Annotated in this window: 16 protein-coding genes; 10 read left to right on the forward strand and 6 right to left on the reverse strand. The window is 70.1% G+C overall.

The genetic code is table 11. The features are described 5' to 3' along the window. Window positions 1–99 precede the first annotated feature (99 nt). From AB0B98_RS27295 to AB0B98_RS27305, 3 genes are all read left to right on the forward strand, one after another. Window positions 100–1,227 carry a S8 family serine peptidase gene (locus tag AB0B98_RS27295; RefSeq protein WP_357366395.1) on the forward strand — a complete coding sequence of 376 codons (1,128 nt, stop codon included), beginning with the start codon at window positions 100–102 and terminating at the stop codon, window positions 1,225–1,227. Window positions 1,228–1,529: 302 nt separating this feature from the next. Next, entirely contained in the window at window positions 1,530–2,198 is a 669-nt protein-coding gene (locus tag AB0B98_RS27300; RefSeq protein ID WP_357366339.1) for a Maf family protein, read from the forward strand. Further along, on the forward strand, window positions 2,195–2,848 hold the full coding sequence (locus tag AB0B98_RS27305) for an O-methyltransferase (RefSeq protein WP_357366341.1): 654 nt from the start codon (window positions 2,195–2,197) through the stop codon (window positions 2,846–2,848). Before AB0B98_RS27300 ends, AB0B98_RS27305 begins: the two co-directional genes overlap by 4 nt. 132 nt (window positions 2,849–2,980) lie before the next feature. Here the strand turns inward: AB0B98_RS27305 and AB0B98_RS27310 are convergent, their stop codons facing one another. The 3 genes from AB0B98_RS27310 to AB0B98_RS27320 all read right to left on the reverse strand — a co-directional run bounded on the left by AB0B98_RS27310 (window position 2,981) and on the right by AB0B98_RS27320 (window position 5,447). Beyond that, the gene (locus AB0B98_RS27310) at window positions 2,981–3,736 is read right to left on the reverse strand and encodes an ABC transporter permease (RefSeq protein ID WP_124823257.1); all 756 of its coding nucleotides are present in this window, start codon (window positions 3,734–3,736) and stop codon (window positions 2,981–2,983) included. An 18-nt stretch (window positions 3,737–3,754) separates the two neighbouring features. Next, the gene (locus tag AB0B98_RS27315; protein WP_112601935.1) at window positions 3,755–4,714 is read right to left on the reverse strand and encodes an ATP-binding cassette domain-containing protein; all 960 of its coding nucleotides are present in this window, start codon (window positions 4,712–4,714) and stop codon (window positions 3,755–3,757) included. A gap of 121 nt (window positions 4,715–4,835) precedes the next feature. Then, on the reverse strand, window positions 4,836–5,447 hold the full coding sequence (locus tag AB0B98_RS27320; protein WP_238666765.1) for a PadR family transcriptional regulator: 612 nt from the start codon (window positions 5,445–5,447) through the stop codon (window positions 4,836–4,838). A gap of 150 nt (window positions 5,448–5,597) precedes the next feature. On the opposite strand from AB0B98_RS27320, the gene AB0B98_RS27325 reads away from it, so the two are divergent. Next, window positions 5,598–7,346, forward strand: coding sequence for a biotin carboxylase N-terminal domain-containing protein (locus AB0B98_RS27325; protein WP_357366343.1), 1,749 nt, complete (start codon window positions 5,598–5,600; stop codon window positions 7,344–7,346). Between the two features lie 16 nt (window positions 7,347–7,362). On the opposite strand, the gene AB0B98_RS27330 is transcribed toward AB0B98_RS27325, so the two are convergent. Next, complete coding sequence (locus AB0B98_RS27330; RefSeq protein ID WP_357366345.1) at window positions 7,363–8,256, reverse strand: LysR family transcriptional regulator ArgP; 894 nt, start codon at window positions 8,254–8,256, stop codon at window positions 7,363–7,365. A gap of 70 nt (window positions 8,257–8,326) precedes the next feature. Here AB0B98_RS27330 and AB0B98_RS27335 point away from each other — a divergent pair, with 70 nt between their 5' ends. Next, entirely contained in the window at window positions 8,327–8,923 is a 597-nt protein-coding gene (locus tag AB0B98_RS27335; RefSeq protein WP_238666738.1) for a LysE/ArgO family amino acid transporter, read from the forward strand. Between the two features lie 159 nt (window positions 8,924–9,082). Continuing rightward, complete coding sequence (locus tag AB0B98_RS27340) at window positions 9,083–10,522, forward strand: GuaB1 family IMP dehydrogenase-related protein (protein WP_357366347.1); 1,440 nt, start codon at window positions 9,083–9,085, stop codon at window positions 10,520–10,522. Between the two features lie 114 nt (window positions 10,523–10,636). Here AB0B98_RS27340 and AB0B98_RS27345 read toward each other — a convergent pair whose 3' ends face one another. Further along, window positions 10,637–11,197, reverse strand: coding sequence for a TetR/AcrR family transcriptional regulator (locus AB0B98_RS27345; RefSeq protein WP_357366349.1), 561 nt, complete (start codon window positions 11,195–11,197; stop codon window positions 10,637–10,639). A gap of 85 nt (window positions 11,198–11,282) precedes the next feature. Between AB0B98_RS27345 and AB0B98_RS27350 the strand changes: the two genes are divergently transcribed. The 4 genes from AB0B98_RS27350 to AB0B98_RS27365 all read left to right on the forward strand — a co-directional run bounded on the left by AB0B98_RS27350 (window position 11,283) and on the right by AB0B98_RS27365 (window position 16,063). Further along, window positions 11,283–11,729 carry a DoxX family membrane protein gene (locus AB0B98_RS27350; RefSeq protein ID WP_238666742.1) on the forward strand — a complete coding sequence of 149 codons (447 nt, stop codon included), beginning with the start codon at window positions 11,283–11,285 and terminating at the stop codon, window positions 11,727–11,729. Between the two features lie 25 nt (window positions 11,730–11,754). Further along, window positions 11,755–12,237 carry a MarR family transcriptional regulator gene (locus AB0B98_RS27355; protein WP_124776542.1) on the forward strand — a complete coding sequence of 161 codons (483 nt, stop codon included), beginning with the start codon at window positions 11,755–11,757 and terminating at the stop codon, window positions 12,235–12,237. After that, on the forward strand, window positions 12,231–13,964 hold the full coding sequence (locus AB0B98_RS27360; RefSeq protein ID WP_357366351.1) for an ABC transporter ATP-binding protein: 1,734 nt from the start codon (window positions 12,231–12,233) through the stop codon (window positions 13,962–13,964). The genes AB0B98_RS27355 and AB0B98_RS27360 overlap by 7 nt, the downstream gene beginning before the upstream one ends. Before the next feature lie 185 nt (window positions 13,965–14,149). Then, window positions 14,150–16,063, forward strand: coding sequence for an ABC transporter ATP-binding protein (locus AB0B98_RS27365; RefSeq protein ID WP_357366397.1), 1,914 nt, complete (start codon window positions 14,150–14,152; stop codon window positions 16,061–16,063). Between the two features lie 33 nt (window positions 16,064–16,096). Here AB0B98_RS27365 and thrS read toward each other — a convergent pair whose 3' ends face one another. Next, on the reverse strand, window positions 16,097–17,314 hold the full coding sequence (gene thrS / locus AB0B98_RS27370) for a threonine--tRNA ligase (protein ID WP_357366353.1): 1,218 nt from the start codon (window positions 17,312–17,314) through the stop codon (window positions 16,097–16,099). Between the last annotated feature and the right edge of the window lie 120 nt (window positions 17,315–17,434).

The raw sequence follows: 17,434 nt of genomic DNA on the forward strand, positions 1-17,434 counted from the left end.
AACCGACCAGGGCGTCCCTCCGGTGGTTCGCCCACCAGACAGAGACAATCCGATCGACCCCGGTCCGGCAATTGGTTTCGGCAGGTGATTGAGTCATCCCTGGTGGGCCTTTCCAGACTAGCTCTGGTCGGAGCCCTGCTTCCTGCCAGCCTTGCCACCCCGCCTCAAGACGCGGACTTAATACGTGGCGATCAATGGCACCTACCATTTCTGCGGATTGAGCAGGTACATAAATTCAGTCAAGGGTCCGGCGTAATCGTCGCAGTGCCGGACACTGGAGTCGACCCCCATCCCGACCTGCGCGAGAACTTACTTCCAGGGGCCGACGTTATTCCTGGTGGAAGTGGTGACGGACGCCGGGATCGGGATAGTCATGGAACCTCAATGGCTGGCCTGATCGTCGCGCACGGAAGGACGAAAAACCAGGGCGCCCTCGGCATTGCGCCAAGAGCAAAGGTCCTTCCAATCCTGGATACCCCACCTAATGACGTGGGCAGTCCCGACGCACTAGCCTCCAGCATTGAATTCGCCATCGCCGGCGGCGCCGACATTATCAGTATTTCAGCGGTCGCCGGTGCCAGCATAAGACTTCAGCGAGCGATCAGGGCTGCCCAGGATGCTGACATCGTAGTAGTTGCCGCAGCAGGTAATACACCTCCCGACACGGACGTGCGTTATCCAGCCAGCGAAGAGGGTGTTATCGCGGTCGGGGGTGTCGATCGCACTGGACAACACGCTGCCATATCCGTCACCGGGCCGAAGATCGATGTGGTCGCTCCTGCGGTCGACATCTATAGCACCAGCTACGACGGGAAATACTCGAAGGGGACTGGCACCTCGAGCGCGACGGCGATCGTGGCGGGTGCGGCTGCGTTGATCAGGTCCAAGTACCCGTATCTACCGGCCCGGGAGGTGGCGCACCGGCTCACGGCTACCGCCATCGACAAGGGCCCTCCTGGGCGTGACGACGAGTACGGCTATGGAGTGATCGATCTTGTGGCAGCGCTGACGGCAGACGTACCGCCGCTCGGGTTTGAATCGGTGAGCGCTCCGGCCGGTGCTGGCCCGACCACGACGGCTGCCGCTCAGCCGGGTGATGGGAGCGATAGCGCAACCGCGCGCGGCCTGGCCACGCTCGGGGTGCTCGTGGCTGCCGGGGTCGGGTGGGCCGTGATAGCGCGGCGACGGCGGCGTGGTGATGATCCGCCGCCCAGAATCAGTCGCTGATCTATCAACGAAGCGGTGATCCACTCGACTTTCAGGAAACCGCGGTGTCCGGGGCGAGGGGATACCGCGTCTTTCTGAAAGTCGAGTGGATCAAGGCCGCCCGGCCACCGAGCCGCCAGACCACCAGCCCGAACGACCACCGGGCCGAACGACCACCGGGCCGAACGACCACCGGGCCGAACGACCACGGGGCCGAACTACCACCGAGCCGCACCACGCCAGGCCGACCGGGCGGCGACCGGGTGGTGGGTGCTGGGCCGGGTGTCGGTCTTGGTGGGGGGCTGGGCGGTAACGTCGGGCTGGTGTCTGAGACTTTGCCGCTTCGCCTCGTCCTCGCATCGGCGAGCCCTGCCCGTCGTAAGTTGCTCCAGGCTGCCGGCGTCGAGCCGGAGGTGCTGGTCAGTGGGGTGGACGAGTCCCTGGTGGTGACCGAGCGGGCCGAGGAGTTGTGCCTGGAGTTGGCTCGCCTGAAGGCACAGGCGGTGTTGACCCGGCTGAACGCGACCGCCGATCAGCGGACGTTGGTGATCGGCTGCGACTCGGTGCTCGCCTTCGACGGGGAGATCCTCGGCAAGCCGGCGGATGCGGCGGACGCGACCCGGCGGTGGCTGCGGATGCGGGGACGCAGCGGCGTTCTGCACAGCGGGCACTGCCTTGTCGACGTTACTGCGGGTCGGCGCGCGGAGGCTGTCGCGTCGACCACTGTCCACTTCGCCGACGTCAGTGACGACGAGATCGCCGCGTACGTGGCCACTGGTGAGCCGCTGGCGGTGGCCGGCGCGTTCACGATCGACGGGCTGGGTGGGCCGTTCGTGGAACGGATCGAGGGTGACCCGGGGACGGTGGTGGGGTTGTCGATGCCGCTGTTGCGCCGGCTCCTCGCCGAGTTGGATCTGCGGATCACCGACCTGTGGACGACTGTCGCGCCGGGCGGCCAGATGGTCGAGCCGCTCGGTAACGTCCGGTCATGACCACCAAGTCGATCCCGCTCACCAACGAGCTGCACGCCTATCTGGTCGCACACGGCTCCCCGCCGGACGAGATCATCAGTGATCTGGCCGAGGAGACCCGGTCGGTGTTGCCGGAGCACGCCGCCATGCAGGTGGCTCCGGAGCAGGCCGCGCTCCTGACGTTCCTCACCCGGCTGCTCGACGTGCGGCAGGCCGTCGAGGTCGGCACGTTCACCGGGCTCTCGTCGCTGGCGATCGCCCGCGGGTTGCCCGAGGGTGGGCGACTGACCTGTTTCGACATCTCCGAGGAGTTCACCGGCATCGCCCGGCGCTACTGGGCGCGGGCCGGCGTGCAGGATCTGATCGACCTGCGCATCGGTCCGGCAGCGGACGGGCTGCGGGAGTTGCCGCACGAGCGGCACCTGGACTTCGCGTTCATCGACGCGGACAAGACCGGCTACCCGATCTACTGGGCCGAGTTGGTGCCCAGGATGCGTCCGGGTGGGGTGATCGCCGTCGACAACGTGTTGCGGGGAGGTCGGGTGATCGCCCCGCAGGACGCTGGCGACCGGGCCATCGCCGCGTTCAACGACGAGGTTCTCGCGGACGTGCGGGTGGACCCGGTGATGCTGCCGATCGCGGACGGCCTCACCCTCGCCCGGGTCCGCTGACCGCCGACAACCGGCGACCGGCGACCGGCGACCGGCGACCGGCGACCGGCGACCATCGGCAACCGCTGAACACGGTGTTGGGGTGTCCCCACCAGGGGACACCCCAACACCAAGGAACAGCGAAAGCCGGCGTCAGCGGACGCTGCGGGCGAACTGGCGGGCGGCCCAGTAGACGCCCAGCGCGGCGAGGACCGCGGTGATGCTGAGGCCCTGCCAGACCTTGTCGCTGCCCAGGTCACCGGCGAACAGCGCCCGGGTGCCGTCGACCGCCCAGGAGAACGGGTTCCAGTTGGCGATGCCCTGCAACCAGCCGGGTGCGAAGGTCAGCGGCAGCAGGATGCCGGAGAGCAGCAGCACCGGCTGAGCCACCGTGTTCATCAGCGGGGCCAGCGCATCCTCGCTCTTGACCTTGAGGGCGACGCCGTAGGAGACGGCCGAGGTCATGAGGGCGATCAGGGCGAGCATCAGGTACGCCAGCAGCAGGTCCCCGATGAACACCCGCAGGTCGAAGATGAGCGCCAAGAGCGTGATGATGACCGCCTGCACCAGGAGCGAGACCACGTCGCGCAGCGAGCGGCCGAGCAGCAGGGCGAGCCGGCTGATCGGGGTGACCCGGGAGCGTTCGATGACGCCGGCTCGCAGCTCGGCGATCAGGCCGAAGCCCTGGAACAGGCCACCGAAGATGGCCAGCAGCACCAGCAGACCCGGTACGAAGATCTTGTAGGCGGCGGCCTGGGTGGGTGCGTTCAGTGCGGGCTTGAGCAGCGGGGCGAAGAGCAGCAGGTACATGACCGGCTGGAACACGCCAACGAAGACCCAGACCGGGTTGCGTAGCAGGAGTTGGATCTGGCGCTGGAAGATCAGCCACGTGTCACGGGCGAATTTCATGAGAGTCGTCTCCGGTGGTCAGGACTCGCGCAGCGAGCGGCCGGTCTTGGTGAGGAAGACGTCGTCCAGGCTGGGTCGGTGCAGCTCGATCGAGCGCAGCTCCAGCCCGGCGTGGTCGAGTCGGCGCAGCACCTGCGGAATGGCTGTGGCGCCCTCGTCGACGTAGAGGCGCAGGCCGCCCTCGTCGACAGTCTCCAGCTTGTTGACGTACGGCTCGCCGTCGAGCGTCTGGGCGGCCTGCGGGGTGGCGGCCAGGTCGAGACCGACCAGCACCACGTCGCCGGAGATCTCCCGCTTGAGCTCGGTCGGCGTGCCCTCGGCCACCACCTCGCCGTTGTCCATGATCGCGATCCGGTCGCAGAGCGCGTCGGCCTCGTCCAGGTAGTGCGTGGTGATGAAGACTGTCATCCCGTCGGCGCGGAGCCGGCGGATCTCGTCCCACATGTGGGCGCGGCTCTGCGGGTCGAGGCCGGTGGTCGGCTCGTCCAGGAAGACGATCTTCGGCTCGTGGATGATGCCGAGGGCGATCTCCACCCGGCGACGCTGGCCGCCGGAGTAGGTCTTGCACTTGCGGTCGGCGTACTCGGTGAGCTGGAAGGCGTCCAGCGCGCGGGCCGCGCGCCGCTGCGCGTCGGCCTTGCTGATGCCGTACATCCGGGCGTGCAGCACCAGTTCCTCGCGGGCGGTGGACTCGTCCCAGGTGCTGCCGCCCTGCGGGACGTACCCGATGCGGCGGCGCACCTCGGCCGGGTCCTTGCGCAGGTCGGCGCCCGCGATGGTGGCCTCGCCGCCGTCCGGCTCGATCAGTGTGGCGAGCATCCGCAGCGTGGTGGTCTTGCCGGCGCCGTTCGGGCCGAGGAAGCCGAAGATCTCGCCCTTGGCAACGTCAAGGTCGACGCCCCGCACGGCGTCCACCGTCTTCGTCTCTCGACCCGCGCGGGAGCGGAACGACTTCCGCAGCCCCCTGGTCTCGATCATTTCTGCTCCTGGTCGTTCGGGCCGGTCGGGCCGGCCGTCGAGTGGGACGACGCCGGACGGCGCACTCCCCCGCTGTGCCGCCAGCAGGCTAACGCGATATAGCTTTTTTAGTCAACGTTGATTATTCCGCGTCGGTGTCGGACGGCTCCACGCCGTCCCTCCACCCCGACCAACCCTGCGCTTCATCCAGCTCAGCAGGCAGGTACGACACTCCGGAATCGATCCGCTCGGCGATCCGCTCGCACCAGCTCATCTCCGCCTCCGCTCGCGCCGACCACAGCTCGAACATCCAGCCCACGTGCGCGGGCTTGCGGTTGCGCACCCAGTCCGACTCCAGCGAGGCGCGCATGGATTCGACGCCGGCGCGCAGCAGGTTGGCACGGTTACGCAGGGCGGCGGCCGCCTCGGCGCGCGGCATGGCCGGCAGGAAGGAGAAGGCCGCCACGAACGGGTCGGCGGGCTCGCTGATGGTCCACCAGGAGTTACGCAGCAGCGTCTCGAACTCGTCCTCCCCCTTGACCGTCACCTCGTACGTGGTCCGCGCCGGACGGGCGCCCACCTGCTCGGTCGCGACGGCGCGCAGCAGCCCTTCCTCGGTGAGCTTGCGCAGGGCGTGATAGATCGATCCAGGCTGTATGTTCGCCCACTTGTCGGCGCTCCAGCTCAGCAGCTCACGGCGCACGTCGTAGCCGTGCACGGGCTGCATCCACCGCACCAGACCGAGAATCATCATCCGAGTCGAAGACACCCGATAAGCGTAATAGCCAAGTTTGACTAAACCGTGGCGGGCGCAGTGCGGCATCCCACACTGAGCGATCGTTAGGGCCGCCGTGGGCGGCCGATACACTCCCCGTCAGTAACCTGCCCGGGAGGAGCCACGAAGGTGCGCAAGGTACTCATCGCCAACCGCGGCGAGATCGCCGTCCGGGTGATCCGCGCGTGCCGCGACGCCGGCCTGGGCAGCGTCGCCGTGTACGCGGACTCCGACCGCGACGCCCTGCACGCCACCCTCGCGGACGAGGCGTACGCGCTCGGCGGGGACAGCGCCACCGAGACCTACCTGCGCATCGACAAGCTGCTCGACGTCGCCGCTCGGGCCGGCGCCGACGCCGTACACCCGGGTTATGGCTTCCTCAGTGAAAACGCCGACTTCGCCCAGGCCGTCATCGACGCCGGGCTGACCTGGATCGGCCCCACCCCCCAGGCCATCCGCGACCTGGGCGACAAGGTCACCGCCCGGCACATCGCCCAGCGGGCCGGCGCACCGTTGGTCCCCGGCACCCCGGACCCGGTGGCCAGCCCGGACGAGGTGATGGCCTTCGCCGTCGACCACGGTCTGCCGGTCGCCATCAAGGCCGCCTTCGGCGGCGGTGGGCGCGGCCTCAAGGTCGCCCGCACGATGGAGGAGATCCCCCAGCTTTTCGAGTCGGCCACCCGGGAGGCGGTCGCGGCGTTCGGTCGGGGCGAGTGCTTCGTCGAGCGGTACCTCGACCAGCCCAGGCACGTCGAGGCGCAGGTCCTCGCCGACCAGCACGGCAACGTGATCGTGGTGGGGACCCGGGACTGCTCGTTGCAGCGACGTCACCAGAAGCTCGTCGAGGAGGCGCCCGCGCCGTTCCTCAGCGACGCCCAGCGCGCGCAGATCCACGAGAGCGCCAAGGCGATCTGCCGCGAAGCCGGCTACCACGGCGCCGGCACTGTGGAATACCTGGTCGGCGTCGACGGCACCATCTCCTTCCTGGAGGTCAACACCCGACTCCAGGTCGAGCACCCGGTCACCGAGGAGACCGCCGGCATCGACCTGGTCCGCGAGCAGTTCCGGATCGCCGACGGCGAGAAGCTGCGGATCACCGAGGACCCGACGCCGCGCGGGCACGCGATCGAGTTCCGGATCAACGGCGAGGACCCGGGCCGCAACTTCCTGCCCGCCCCCGGCACTGTCACCGCGCTCCGCCTGCCCAGCGGGCCGGGTGTGCGGGTCGACACCGGCATCTCGGCCGGCGACGTGATCGGCGGCAACTTCGACTCACTGCTCGCCAAGGTGATCATCACGGGTGAGACGCGGACCGAGGCGCTGGAGCGCGCCCGCCGCGCGTTGGACGAGATGGTCCTCGACGGGATGGCCACCGCGCTGCCGTTCCACCGGCTCGTGGTGCGCGACGAGGCGTTCACCGCCGAACCGTTCACAGTGCACACCCGGTGGATCGAGACCGAGTTCCACAACACGGTGCCGCCGTTCACCGCCGCCGCCGGCGCCGCCGAGGCGCCGGCCGAACGCGACACCGTCGTGGTCGAGGTGGGCGGCAAGCGCATCGAGGTCAGTCTCCCCGCCGGCTTCGGCGGGAGTACGACCACAGCGGCACCCGCCGCCCGTAGGCCGACCCGGCGCGGCGGCGCCAAGGCCGGTGCTCCGGTCGGCGGCGACGCGCTCACCTCGCCGATGCAGGGCACCATCGTCAAGATCGCGGTGGCGGACGGCGACACAGTGGCCGAGGGCGACCTGGTAGTGGTGCTGGAGGCGATGAAGATGGAGCAGCCGCTGCACGCGCACAAGGCGGGTACGGTCAGCGGTCTCAGCGCCGAGGTCGGCGCCGTGATCACTGCCGGTGCCCCCATCTGCACCATCGCCTGAGCCGTCCGGCCGGCGCTCAGCGCAGGGCTTCGGCGGCGACCGTGCGGACGGCGGCGGTCAGGGCGTTCAGCACGTCCGACTCCAGCCGCCAGTGCTGCCAGTACAGCGGGACGTCGAGGTGTCGGCCCGGCACGAGGTCGACGCAACGACCGGCGGTCAGGTCGGCCTCGGCGAGCTGTTCCGGCACCAGACTCCAGCCCAACCCGAGCCGGGTCGCCTCGCTGAACGCCGGCACCGACGGTACGTAGTGCACCGGCGGGTCGAGCGGCCGACCGACCACCGCTCGGATGAACCGGTGCTGCACCCGGTCCTTCCGGTCGAAGACCAACAGCGGGGTGCTCGCCAGCGCGGCTGCGGTGAATCCTCCGGCGAAGTGGGACGCCGCGAATTCCGGGTTGGCCACCGCGCGGTAGCGCATGGCCCCGAGCCGCAGCACCCGGCAGCCCTGCACGGCGTCCCGCTGGGCGGTGACCGCCGCCGTCACCGAACCGTCGCGGAGCAGCTCGGCGGTGTGGTCCTGATCGTCCTGCCGCAGGTCGAACGAGAGCCCGGCCCGCTGCGGCAACCGGGCCAGCGCGGCGGGAAACCAGGTGGCCAGCGAGTCCGCGTTGACCACCACGGCGACGCGGATCCGACCACCGCCGGCCAGCGGGCCGCGGGCATCGGCCAGCGCCTCCCGTTCAAGCAGCGCGAGCTGGCCGGCCAGGCGCAGCAGCGGCCGGCCGGCGTCGGTTGCCACGCACGGACGGGCGCGGCGGACCAGCACCTGGCCGACTGTCTCCTCCAGCGCCTTGATCCGTTGGCTCACCGCTGACGGCGTGATGTGCAGCAGCCGGGCCGCCGCGTCGAAACTGCCCTCCGCCACCACCGCCGCGAGCGTCCGTAGCTGCGCCGAGTCGAGACCATCCATTAGCTGAGCTTAAGTTGCGTCAGAATCTTTAGTTGGACTGGTCGCCGTCGACGGTCCTAGCGTCGACTCCGTGCTCACCTCCGCCGTCGCCGGCTTCTCGATCTCCATCGCGCTCATCGTCGCCATCGGCGCCCAGAACGCCTTCGTGCTGAGACAGGGCCTGCGCCGCGAGCACGTCGTACCCGTGGTGCTGACCTGCGCCGCCTCGGACGCGCTGCTGATCATGGCGGGAGTGGCCGGGGTCGGTTCGCTGGTGACCGGTCGACCGGGCCTGCTGACGGCGATCCGCTGGGGCGGCGCGGCCTTCCTGCTCTGCTACGCGGGGCTCGCCGCCCGCCGCGCCCTGCGTCCCGGCGCCCTGTTGCCCACCGAACGGCCGCCGGCCACGTTGGCAGCGACGCTGCTCGCCTGCGCCGCCTTCACCTACCTGAACCCGCACGTCTACCTGGACACCGTGCTGCTCCTGGGCAGCGTGGCCCAACAACACCCGCACCGGTGGGTCTTCGGCGCCGGCGCCACCCTGGCCAGTGTGGTCTGGTTCACCGCGCTCGGCGTCGGCGCGCAGCGCCTCGCACCGCTGCTCGCCCGCGCCGTCGCCTGGCGGGTGCTGGACGCGGTCATCGCGGTCGTCATGGCCGGGCTCGCCGTGGCACTCCTGCTGGGCTGACCGGTTCGTACCCGGCCGGCCTCGCCGTGGCACTTCCGCACTGCTGCCGGGCTCCTGCGGCGAGCACCGACGACCCCACCGAACCAGGACCAACGACGATGCGAGTGTTTTCCACTACCACCGGCGGTGGAACTCGCCATGAGCGGGAATGATTGCCCGGTGCGGTTCCTTCACGGCGCGGCTCCCGCGCACGACCTGACCTATACCGACGTCTTCATGGCGCCGGCCCGCTCCGACCTTGGCTCCCGACTCGACGTCGACCTCTCCACCGGCGACGGCACCGGCACCACCATTCCGCTGGTGGTGTCGAACATGACAGCGGTCGCCGGACGGCGGATGGCGGAGACGGTCGCCCGCCGAGGTGCCATCACGGTGATTCCACAGGACATTCCGATCGAGGTGGTGGCGAATGTCGTCGCCTGGGTCAAGCAGCGCCACCTGGTCTACGACACGCCCATCACGCTGGGCCCGACCGAAACCGTGGGCGACGCCATCCACCTGCTGCCCAAGCGCTCGCATGGTGCGGTGATAGTGGTCGACGACGCCGGCCGGCCGATGGGTGTGGTCACCGAGGCGGACACCACCGGCGTGGACCGCTTCGCGCAGTTGCGCCACGTGATGTCCACCGAGCTGCACACCGTCCCGGCGGACGCGGATCCTCGTACCGGTTTCGATCTGCTCTCGGCGGGCCGTCGCCGACTCGCCCCGGTGGTGGACGCCGAGGGTCGGCTGGTCGGGGTGCTGACCCGACAGGGCGCGTTGCGCGCCACCCTCTACACGCCGGCCGTGGACGACCGGGGTCGGCTTCGGATCGCGGCGGCCGTCGGGATCAACGGAGACGTGATCGGCAAGGCCTCGGCGCTGCTGGAGGCGGGGGTGGACACGTTGGTGGTGGACACCGCGCACGGCCACCAGGCACGGATGATCTCCGCACTTCAGGCGGTCCGGAAGCTGGACCCGGGGGTGCCGGTGGCGGCCGGCAACGTGGTCACCGCCGAGGGTGTACGCGACCTGGTGGAGGCGGGGGCGGACATCATCAAGGTCGGCGTCGGCCCGGGGGCGATGTGCACCACCCGGATGATGACCGGCGTGGGTCGACCGCAGTTCTCCGCGGTGCTCGACTGCGCGGCCGCCGCCCGCCAACTGGGCCGGCACGTGTGGGCCGACGGCGGGGTGCGACACCCCCGGGACGTGGCGCTCGCGCTCGCCGCCGGCGCGTCGAACGTGATGATCGGCTCCTGGTTCGCCGGCACCTACGAGTCCCCCGGTGACCTGTACACCGACGCGGACGGCCGGCGGTACAAGGAGAGCTTCGGAATGGCCTCGGCTCGGGCGGTCAGCGCCCGAACCGCCGACGACAGCCCGTACGACAGGGCCCGCAAGGCGGTGTTCGAGGAGGGCATCTCCTCCGCCCGAATGCACCTGGACCCGGCCCGCCCCGGTGTCGAGGACCTGATCGACGAGATCATCGCGGGGGTACGCAGCGCCTTCACCTACGCCGGCGCACGGGACCTGACCCAGTTCCACGAGCGGGCCATCGTCGGCGTGCAGAGCGCCGCCGGCTTCACCGAAGGAATGCCCCTCCCCACCAGCTGGTAACCACCCCACCCCCCACCCCGCCCACCCTTGTTGATCATGAAGTTATTGCCTCCCGCAGCGGCGTGTCGTGGCAATAACTTCATGATCAACCGGCGAGGGGGTGGGGGTGGGAGGTTAGGGCGCCAGTCGGCGTAGGACTGTGCGGGCTGCGTCGCGGGGGTTGTCGCCCACCCGGTCGGGTAGTACGCCGGCCAGCCAGAGGGTGGCGAAGCCGTGCGCGATCGACCAGGCCGCGAGCGCGTCCCGGCCGGGGTCGACGGGCGCACTGCCGGTGGGTAGCGCCGCCACCCCGGCGCGGAGTACGGCACCGGCCCGGTCCCGGGCGGCGATCAGCTCGGCGTCGTCGGCCCGGTAGAACTCCGGCCGGAACATCACCTCGAAGTACGCGCGGCGCGTGACGGCGAAGTCGACGTAGGCGACGCCAGCCTCCAGCGGGTCGCCATCCGCCGCGGTCAACGCCTGGGCCAGCAGATCGAAGCCCTGCGCGGCGAGCGCGGTGAGCAGGCCCGCCTTGTCGCCGAAATGGTGTGCGGGCGCGGCGTGCGAGACACCGGCCCGACGGGCCAGATCGCGCAGGCTCAACGCGGCGGGCCCCACCTCATCGATGGCCTCCAACGCTGCGGCGAGCAGGGCGCGGCGCAGGTCGCCGTGGTGGTAGGTGCGCGAGTCGGTCACCCCCCGATCCTAATCTTGCCATTGACAAGATGTCACTCCACCGTGCAATCTTGCCACTGACAAGTTCACAAGGAGGAGGATTCCGATGGCACCCCTGATCGCCCTGATCGCCGGCACCGCACTGGCCCGACTCGCCGGCCTGGCGGGCATCACCGCACTCGACGGCTGGATCGCCGCGCTGCGCGTCGGGCTGGCCGTGATGTTCGCGCTGACCGCCGTCGCGCACTTCGCAGGACGGCGCCGCGCCGGATTGATCGCGATGGTCCCGCCCCGACTGCCCCGGCCGGATCTGCTGGTCACCGTCACCGGCGTGCTGGAGCTGATCGGCGCGGTCGGCCTGCTGCTCCCGGCGACCGCCAGGGTGGCGGCGGCCGGACTCGGCCTGCTCATGCTCGCCATGTTTCCGGCCAACGTCTCGGCCGCCCGTCGGCAGCTGACCCTCGCCGGCCGACCGGTCACCCCGCTCGGGCAGCGCACCGCAATGCAGGTCGTGTTCGTGGCCGCCGCCACGGCAATTTCGTTTGGTGCCTGACTATCAGGGGGCTAATCTACTTTCCGTGGAACTCGTGACCCTCCAGGACGTGCCGCTCGGCCGACTGTTGGTGGTGGCCGGGCACCTGGTCGGGCAGCGGTGGAACCGCTATCTCGCCGAGGAGCACGGCCTCACCCAGGCCGGCATGATCACCCTGATGACGCTCGCCCGGCACGGCGAGCTACCCCACCGGAAGGTCGCCGAGAAGGGGTTCGTCCGCCCGGCGACCCTGACCGGCATCGTCGACACGCTCGAGCGCGATGGTCTGGTCGAGCGGCAGCGCGACGACAGCGACCGACGCAGCATCCGACTCGCCATCACCCCCGCCGGGCGGGAACGGGTGGCCGCGCTCGGCGCGCTCATGCACTCCGGACGGCCCCTCACCTCGGTCGACGCCGACCCGGCGAAGGCCCAGGTGATCCGGGAGTTCCTGCTTGAGGTCATCGGCAGCGGAGACGACCCGCGGATGACCGGACGCCCTACCGAAACGAAGGACCCGGCGTGCTGATCCGACTCCTGCGCGGCCAACTGCGCACCTATCAGAGACCGTTGCTGGCGGTCGTGCTGCTTCAGTTCGTGGGCACCATGGCCTCGCTCTACCTGCCCAGCCTCAACGCGGACATCATCGACCAGGGTGTGGCCCGCGGCGACACCGACTACATCGTGCGTACCGGCGGTTGGATGCTGCTGGTCAGCCTGATCCAGATCGTCTGCTCGATCGCCGCCGTCTACCTGGGCGCCCGGGTCGCGATGGGCTTCGGCCGCGACGTACGCGCCGAACTGTTCGGGCACGTCAACCGCTTCTCCGCCCGCGAGGTGGCCCGGTTCGGGGCACCGTCGCTGATCACCCGCAACACCAACGACGTGCAGCAGGTGCAGATGCTCGTGCTGATGAGCTGCACGATGCTCGTCGCCGCACCGATCATGAGCGTCGGCGGCGTGTTCATGGCGTTGCGTGAGGACGTCGGGCTCTCCTGGCTGATGCTGGTCAGCGTGCCGGTGCTGGCCATCGCCCTCGGCGCGATCATCCGTCGGATGGTGCCGGGCTTCCGGCTGATGCAGACCCGCATCGACACCGTCAACCGGGTGCTACGGGAGCAGATCACCGGCATCCGGGTGGTCCGCGCGTTCGTCCGCGAGCCGTACGAGACGGACCGCTTCGCCGTCGCCAACGCCGACCTGACAGCGACCGCGCTGCGTACCGGTCGATTGCTGGCGTTGATCTTCCCGGTGGTCATGCTGGTGCTGAACGTCTCCAGCGTGGCGGTGCTCTGGTTCGGCGCGCAGCGGGTGGACGCCGGTGCGATCCAGGTCGGCGCGCTCACCGCGTTCCTGCAGTACCTGATGCAGATCCTGATGGCGGTCATGATGGCCACCTTCATGCTGATGATGGTGCCGAGGGCGGCGGTCTGCGCCGAGCGGATCGTCGAGGTGCTGGACACCGACTCGTCGGTGGTCCCGGCCGCCGCGCCGGTCACCGAGCTTCCTACCCGAGCCGAGCTGGAGCTGCGCGGGGTGCGCTTCCAGTACCCGGGCGCCGTGGAGCCGGTGCTGCGCGACATCTCCTTCCGGGCGACACCGGGCACCACCACGGCGATCATCGGCAGCACCGGCGCGGGCAAGACGACGCTGCTGTCGCTGATCCCCCGCCTGGTCGACGTCAGCGACGGCGCGGTGCTGGTCGACGGGGTGGACGTGCGGGAGTTGGCGCCGGACGAGCTGTGGCGACGCATCGGCCTGGTGCCGCAGCGGCCGTACCTGTTCACCGGAACTGTCGCCAGCAACCTGCGCTACGGCAACCCGGACGCCACCGACGAGGAGCTGTGGACGGCGCTGGAGATCGCCCAGGCCCGGGACTTCGTGGCCCAGATGCCCGGCGGGCTGGACGCCCCGATCGCGCAGGGCGGCACCACGGTCTCCGGTGGGCAGCGGCAGCGCCTGGCCATCGCCCGGGCCCTGGTCCGGCAACCGGAGATCTACCTCTTCGACGACTCGTTCTCCGCGCTCGACCTGGGCACCGACGCGCGGCTGCGAGCGGCCCTGCGGCCGGTCACCGCGCAGGCGGCTGTGGTCATCGTGGCCCAGCGGGTCTCCACGATCATCGACGCCGATCAGATCATCGTCCTGGAAAACGGAGGGGTCGTCGGAGTGGGACGACATGCGGAGTTGTTGGACACCTGCCCGACGTACGCCGAGATCGTGGCCTCGCAGCAGACCACGGAGGTGGCGGCATGAGCGAGCGTGACGAGCCGCGCACCGCGGCCGTACCCAGTCAGAAGCCGGCCGGCGACGGACGGACGCCGAACGAGACCACGCAGCAACCAGGCGGGGAAACCGCGCCGGAGACCGGCACTGGCGCGCCGACGCCGAAGCGGCTGCCCGGCGGTCAGCGCGGCGGCCCGGGATGGATGAGCGCCGGAATGCCCGCCGAGAAGTCGATGAACTTCGGGCCGTCGGCCCGGCGGTTGCTCGGCCGGCTGCGCTCGCACCGACTGCACCTGGCCGCGATCATCACGTTGGCCCTGGTGAGTGTCGGGTTCAGCGTTGCCGGGCCGAAGATCCTCGGCCACGCCACCGACCTGATCTTCACTGGGGTGATCGGTCGACAACTGCCGGCAGGCACCACCGCCGAGCAGGCCGTCGCGGCGGCCCGGGCCAGCGGCAACAACAGCTTCGCCGACATGCTGGCCCGGATGGACGTGGTGCCCGGGGTGGGCATCGACTTCAGCGCCCTGAGTCGGGTGCTGCTGCTGGCGCTCGGGCTCTACCTGGCGGCGAGCCTGCTGTCCTGGTGGCAGGGTTGGCTGCTCAACGGGGTGGTCCAGCGCACAGTGCTGCGGCTGCGCGCCGAGGTGGAGGAGAAGCTCAACCGGCTGCCGCTGCCCTACTTCGACAGGCAGCCGCGCGGTGAGCTGCTCAGCCGGGTCACCAACGACATCGACAACATCTCCACCAGCCTCCAGCAGACCCTCAGCCAGCTGCTCACCTCGCTGCTGACAGTCATCGGCGTGCTGGCCGTGATGTTCTGGATCTCGCCGGTACTGGCCCTGGTGGCCCTGGTCGCGGTGCCGTTGTCGGTGCTGGTCACCCAGCGCATCGCCAAGCGCTCGCAGAAGCAGTTCATCGCCCAGTGGACGCACACCGGCGAGTTGAACGGCCAGATCGAGGAGGCGTACACCGGTCATGAGCTGGTGAAGGTCTTCGGCCGGCAGCGTGAGGTCGAGGCCGCGTTCCACGCGAAGAACGAGGAGTTGTTCCGGGCCAGCTTCGGGGCACAGTTCATCTCCGGGATCATCATGCCGTCGATGATGTTCATCGGAAACCTGAGCTACGTGGCGATCGCCGTGGTCGGCGGGCTGCGGGTCGCCTCCGGCACGATGAGCCTCGGTGACGTGCAGGCGTTCATCCAGTACTCCCGCCAGTTCACCCAGCCGCTCACCCAACTCGCCTCGATGGCCAACCTGCTCCAGTCCGGGGTGGCGTCGGCCGAGCGGGTCTTCGCGGTGCTCGACGCGGACGAGCAGACCCCCGACCCGGTCGCGCCGGCCCGGGTCACCGACCCGCACGGTCGGGTCGAGTTCGAGCACGTCTCGTTCCGCTACGAGCCGGACAAGCCGCTGATCGACGACCTTTCGCTGGTCGCCGAACCCGGACACACGGTGGCCATCGTCGGCCCGACCGGTGCCGGCAAGACCACCCTGGTCAACCTGGTGATGCGGTTCTACGAGCTGGACGCGGGCCGGATCACGCTCGACGGGGTGGACATCACCACGATGCGCCGCGACGACCTGCGCGGCCGGATCGGCATGGTGCTCCAGGACACCTGGCTGTTCGGCGGCACCATCCGCGACAACATCGCCTACGGGCGGCCGGACGCGACCGAGGAGGAGATCCTCGCCGCCGCCCGGGCCACCTTCGTGGACCGGTTCGTGCGCAGCCTGCCCGACGGCTACGACACCGTCATCGACGAGGAGGGCAGCAACGTCAGCGCCGGCGAGAAGCAGCTCATCACCATCGCACGGGCGTTCCTCGCCGAGCCGTCACTGCTGATCCTCGACGAGGCCACCAGCTCGGTGGACACCCGCACCGAGGTGCTGCTGCAACGGGCGATGGCCGCGCTGCGCTCGGACCGGACCAGCTTCGTGATCGCGCACCGGCTCTCCACCATCCGAGACGCCGACCTGATCCTGATGATGGAGGACGGTCGGATCGTCGAGCAGGGCACCCACGAGCAGTTGCTCGCCGCCCAGGGCGCGTACCACAGGCTCTACCGCTCGCAGTTCACCGGCGCGGTCGTCGACGACGAGCCGGCCGCCGAACCGGCGGCGGTCTAGAACATGTGGCAGCGCCCCGGGACGGCCGGCGACTCAGCCCTGCGGCAGCAGGTCGGTCGCGCGGGCGGCGACCTGCCCGCCGATCAGGGCGAGAGCCTCGTCGGCGGGCATCGGCGCCAGGGCGCGGCCGCCGCGCAGGCGCAGCGCGAGGTGCCCGTCGGCCACCTCCCGGGCACCCAACACCCCGAGGTACGGGACGCGGCGGCTGGCCGCGTCCCGTACCCGGGCGCCCAGCGAGCCGGCGGCGTCGACAGCGACCCGCAGGCCGGCGTCGCCCGCCCGTCGGGCCAGGTCGGCCGCCGCGTCGACCTGACCGCCGTCGACCGGCAGCAACACCAACTGGATGGGCGCGTACCAGGCCGGGAACGCCCCCTCGTGCACCTCGATGAGGTACGCGAACAGCCGCTCCATGCTGCCGACCAGGCTGCGGTGCACCATCACCGGCCGACGCCGGCTGCCGTCCGAGTCGGTGTACGACAGGTCGAACCGTTCCGGCTTGTCGAAGTCCAGCTGGATGGTGGAGATGGTCGACTCCCGGCCGGCGGCGTCGACGATCTGAACGTCGATCTTCGGACCGTAGAAGGCGGCCTCCCCCGGCGCCTCGACGTACTCCACCCCGGCCAGCGCCTCCCGGAGCAACTCCTCGGCGCGGGCCCACTGCGCGTCGTCGCCGACGTACTTCTCGCCCGGCCCGCGCAGCGACAGCCGGAACCCGGCCGGCCGGACACCGAGCGCGGCGTGCGCGGCATGGATCAGCCCGAGGATCTCGACGACCTCCGCGCCGACCTGCTCGGGGGCGCAGAAGGTGTGCGCGTCGTTGAGCGAGATGGCCCGGACCCGGGACAGCCCGCCAAGCACACCGGAGCGCTCCGAGCGGTACATTCCGCCCAGCTCCGCAATCCGCAACGGCAGCTCCCGGTAGGAACGGCCCCGCGCGCGGAAGACCAACGCGTGGTGTGGGCAGAGCGCCGGCCGGAGCACGAACTCGTCGTCGGCGCTCAGCCGCATCGGCGGGAACATGTCGTCGGCGAAGTAACCGAGATGGCCGGAGAGTTCGAAGAGTTCCCGCTTGCCCAGTGGCGGCGAGTAGACGTGCTGGTGGCCGGAGCGGCGCTCCAACTCCCTGACGTACTCCTCGACGGCGTGCCGGGCGGCGGCGCCGGCCGGCAGCCAGATCGGCAGGCCGGCACCGGCCAGCGGGTCGGAGACGAAGAGGTCCAGCTCGCGGCCGAGCCTACGGTGGTCGATCATGTCGGGCTCCTGGATCGGGTACGACCCGGAGGCGACCTGAGCTCCGAACGGCGCGCTGCCCTCGGGGGCGGATCGCCCCGGGGCCTGGTCGACTGTGGTTACGTCAGAGCGGCGCGCCGG

Origin of the sequence: Micromonospora sp. NPDC048947 (assembly GCF_040649495.1) — a bacterium.
GTDB lineage: Bacteria > Actinomycetota > Actinomycetes > Mycobacteriales > Micromonosporaceae > Micromonospora > Micromonospora alfalfae.

What these genes read in the sequence shown, in the direction of transcription:
- AB0B98_RS27350 (WP_238666742.1), top strand. Translation starts at nt 11,283, where the DNA reads ATGGCACCCCTGATCGCCCTGATCGCCGGCACCGCACTGGCCCGACTC.
- AB0B98_RS27330 (WP_357366345.1), bottom strand. Translation starts at nt 8,256, where the DNA reads ATGGATGGTCTCGACTCGGCGCAGCTACGGACGCTCGCGGCGGTGGTG.
- AB0B98_RS27305 (WP_357366341.1), top strand. Translation starts at nt 2,195, where the DNA reads ATGACCACCAAGTCGATCCCGCTCACCAACGAGCTGCACGCCTATCTG.
- thrS (WP_357366353.1), bottom strand. Translation starts at nt 17,314, where the DNA reads ATGATCGACCACCGTAGGCTCGGCCGCGAGCTGGACCTCTTCGTCTCC.
- AB0B98_RS27365 (WP_357366397.1), top strand. Translation starts at nt 14,150, where the DNA reads ATGCCCGCCGAGAAGTCGATGAACTTCGGGCCGTCGGCCCGGCGGTTG.
- AB0B98_RS27320 (WP_238666765.1), bottom strand. Translation starts at nt 5,447, where the DNA reads ATGATGATTCTCGGTCTGGTGCGGTGGATGCAGCCCGTGCACGGCTAC.
- AB0B98_RS27315 (WP_112601935.1), bottom strand. Translation starts at nt 4,714, where the DNA reads ATGATCGAGACCAGGGGGCTGCGGAAGTCGTTCCGCTCCCGCGCGGGT.
- AB0B98_RS27310 (WP_124823257.1), bottom strand. Translation starts at nt 3,736, where the DNA reads ATGAAATTCGCCCGTGACACGTGGCTGATCTTCCAGCGCCAGATCCAA.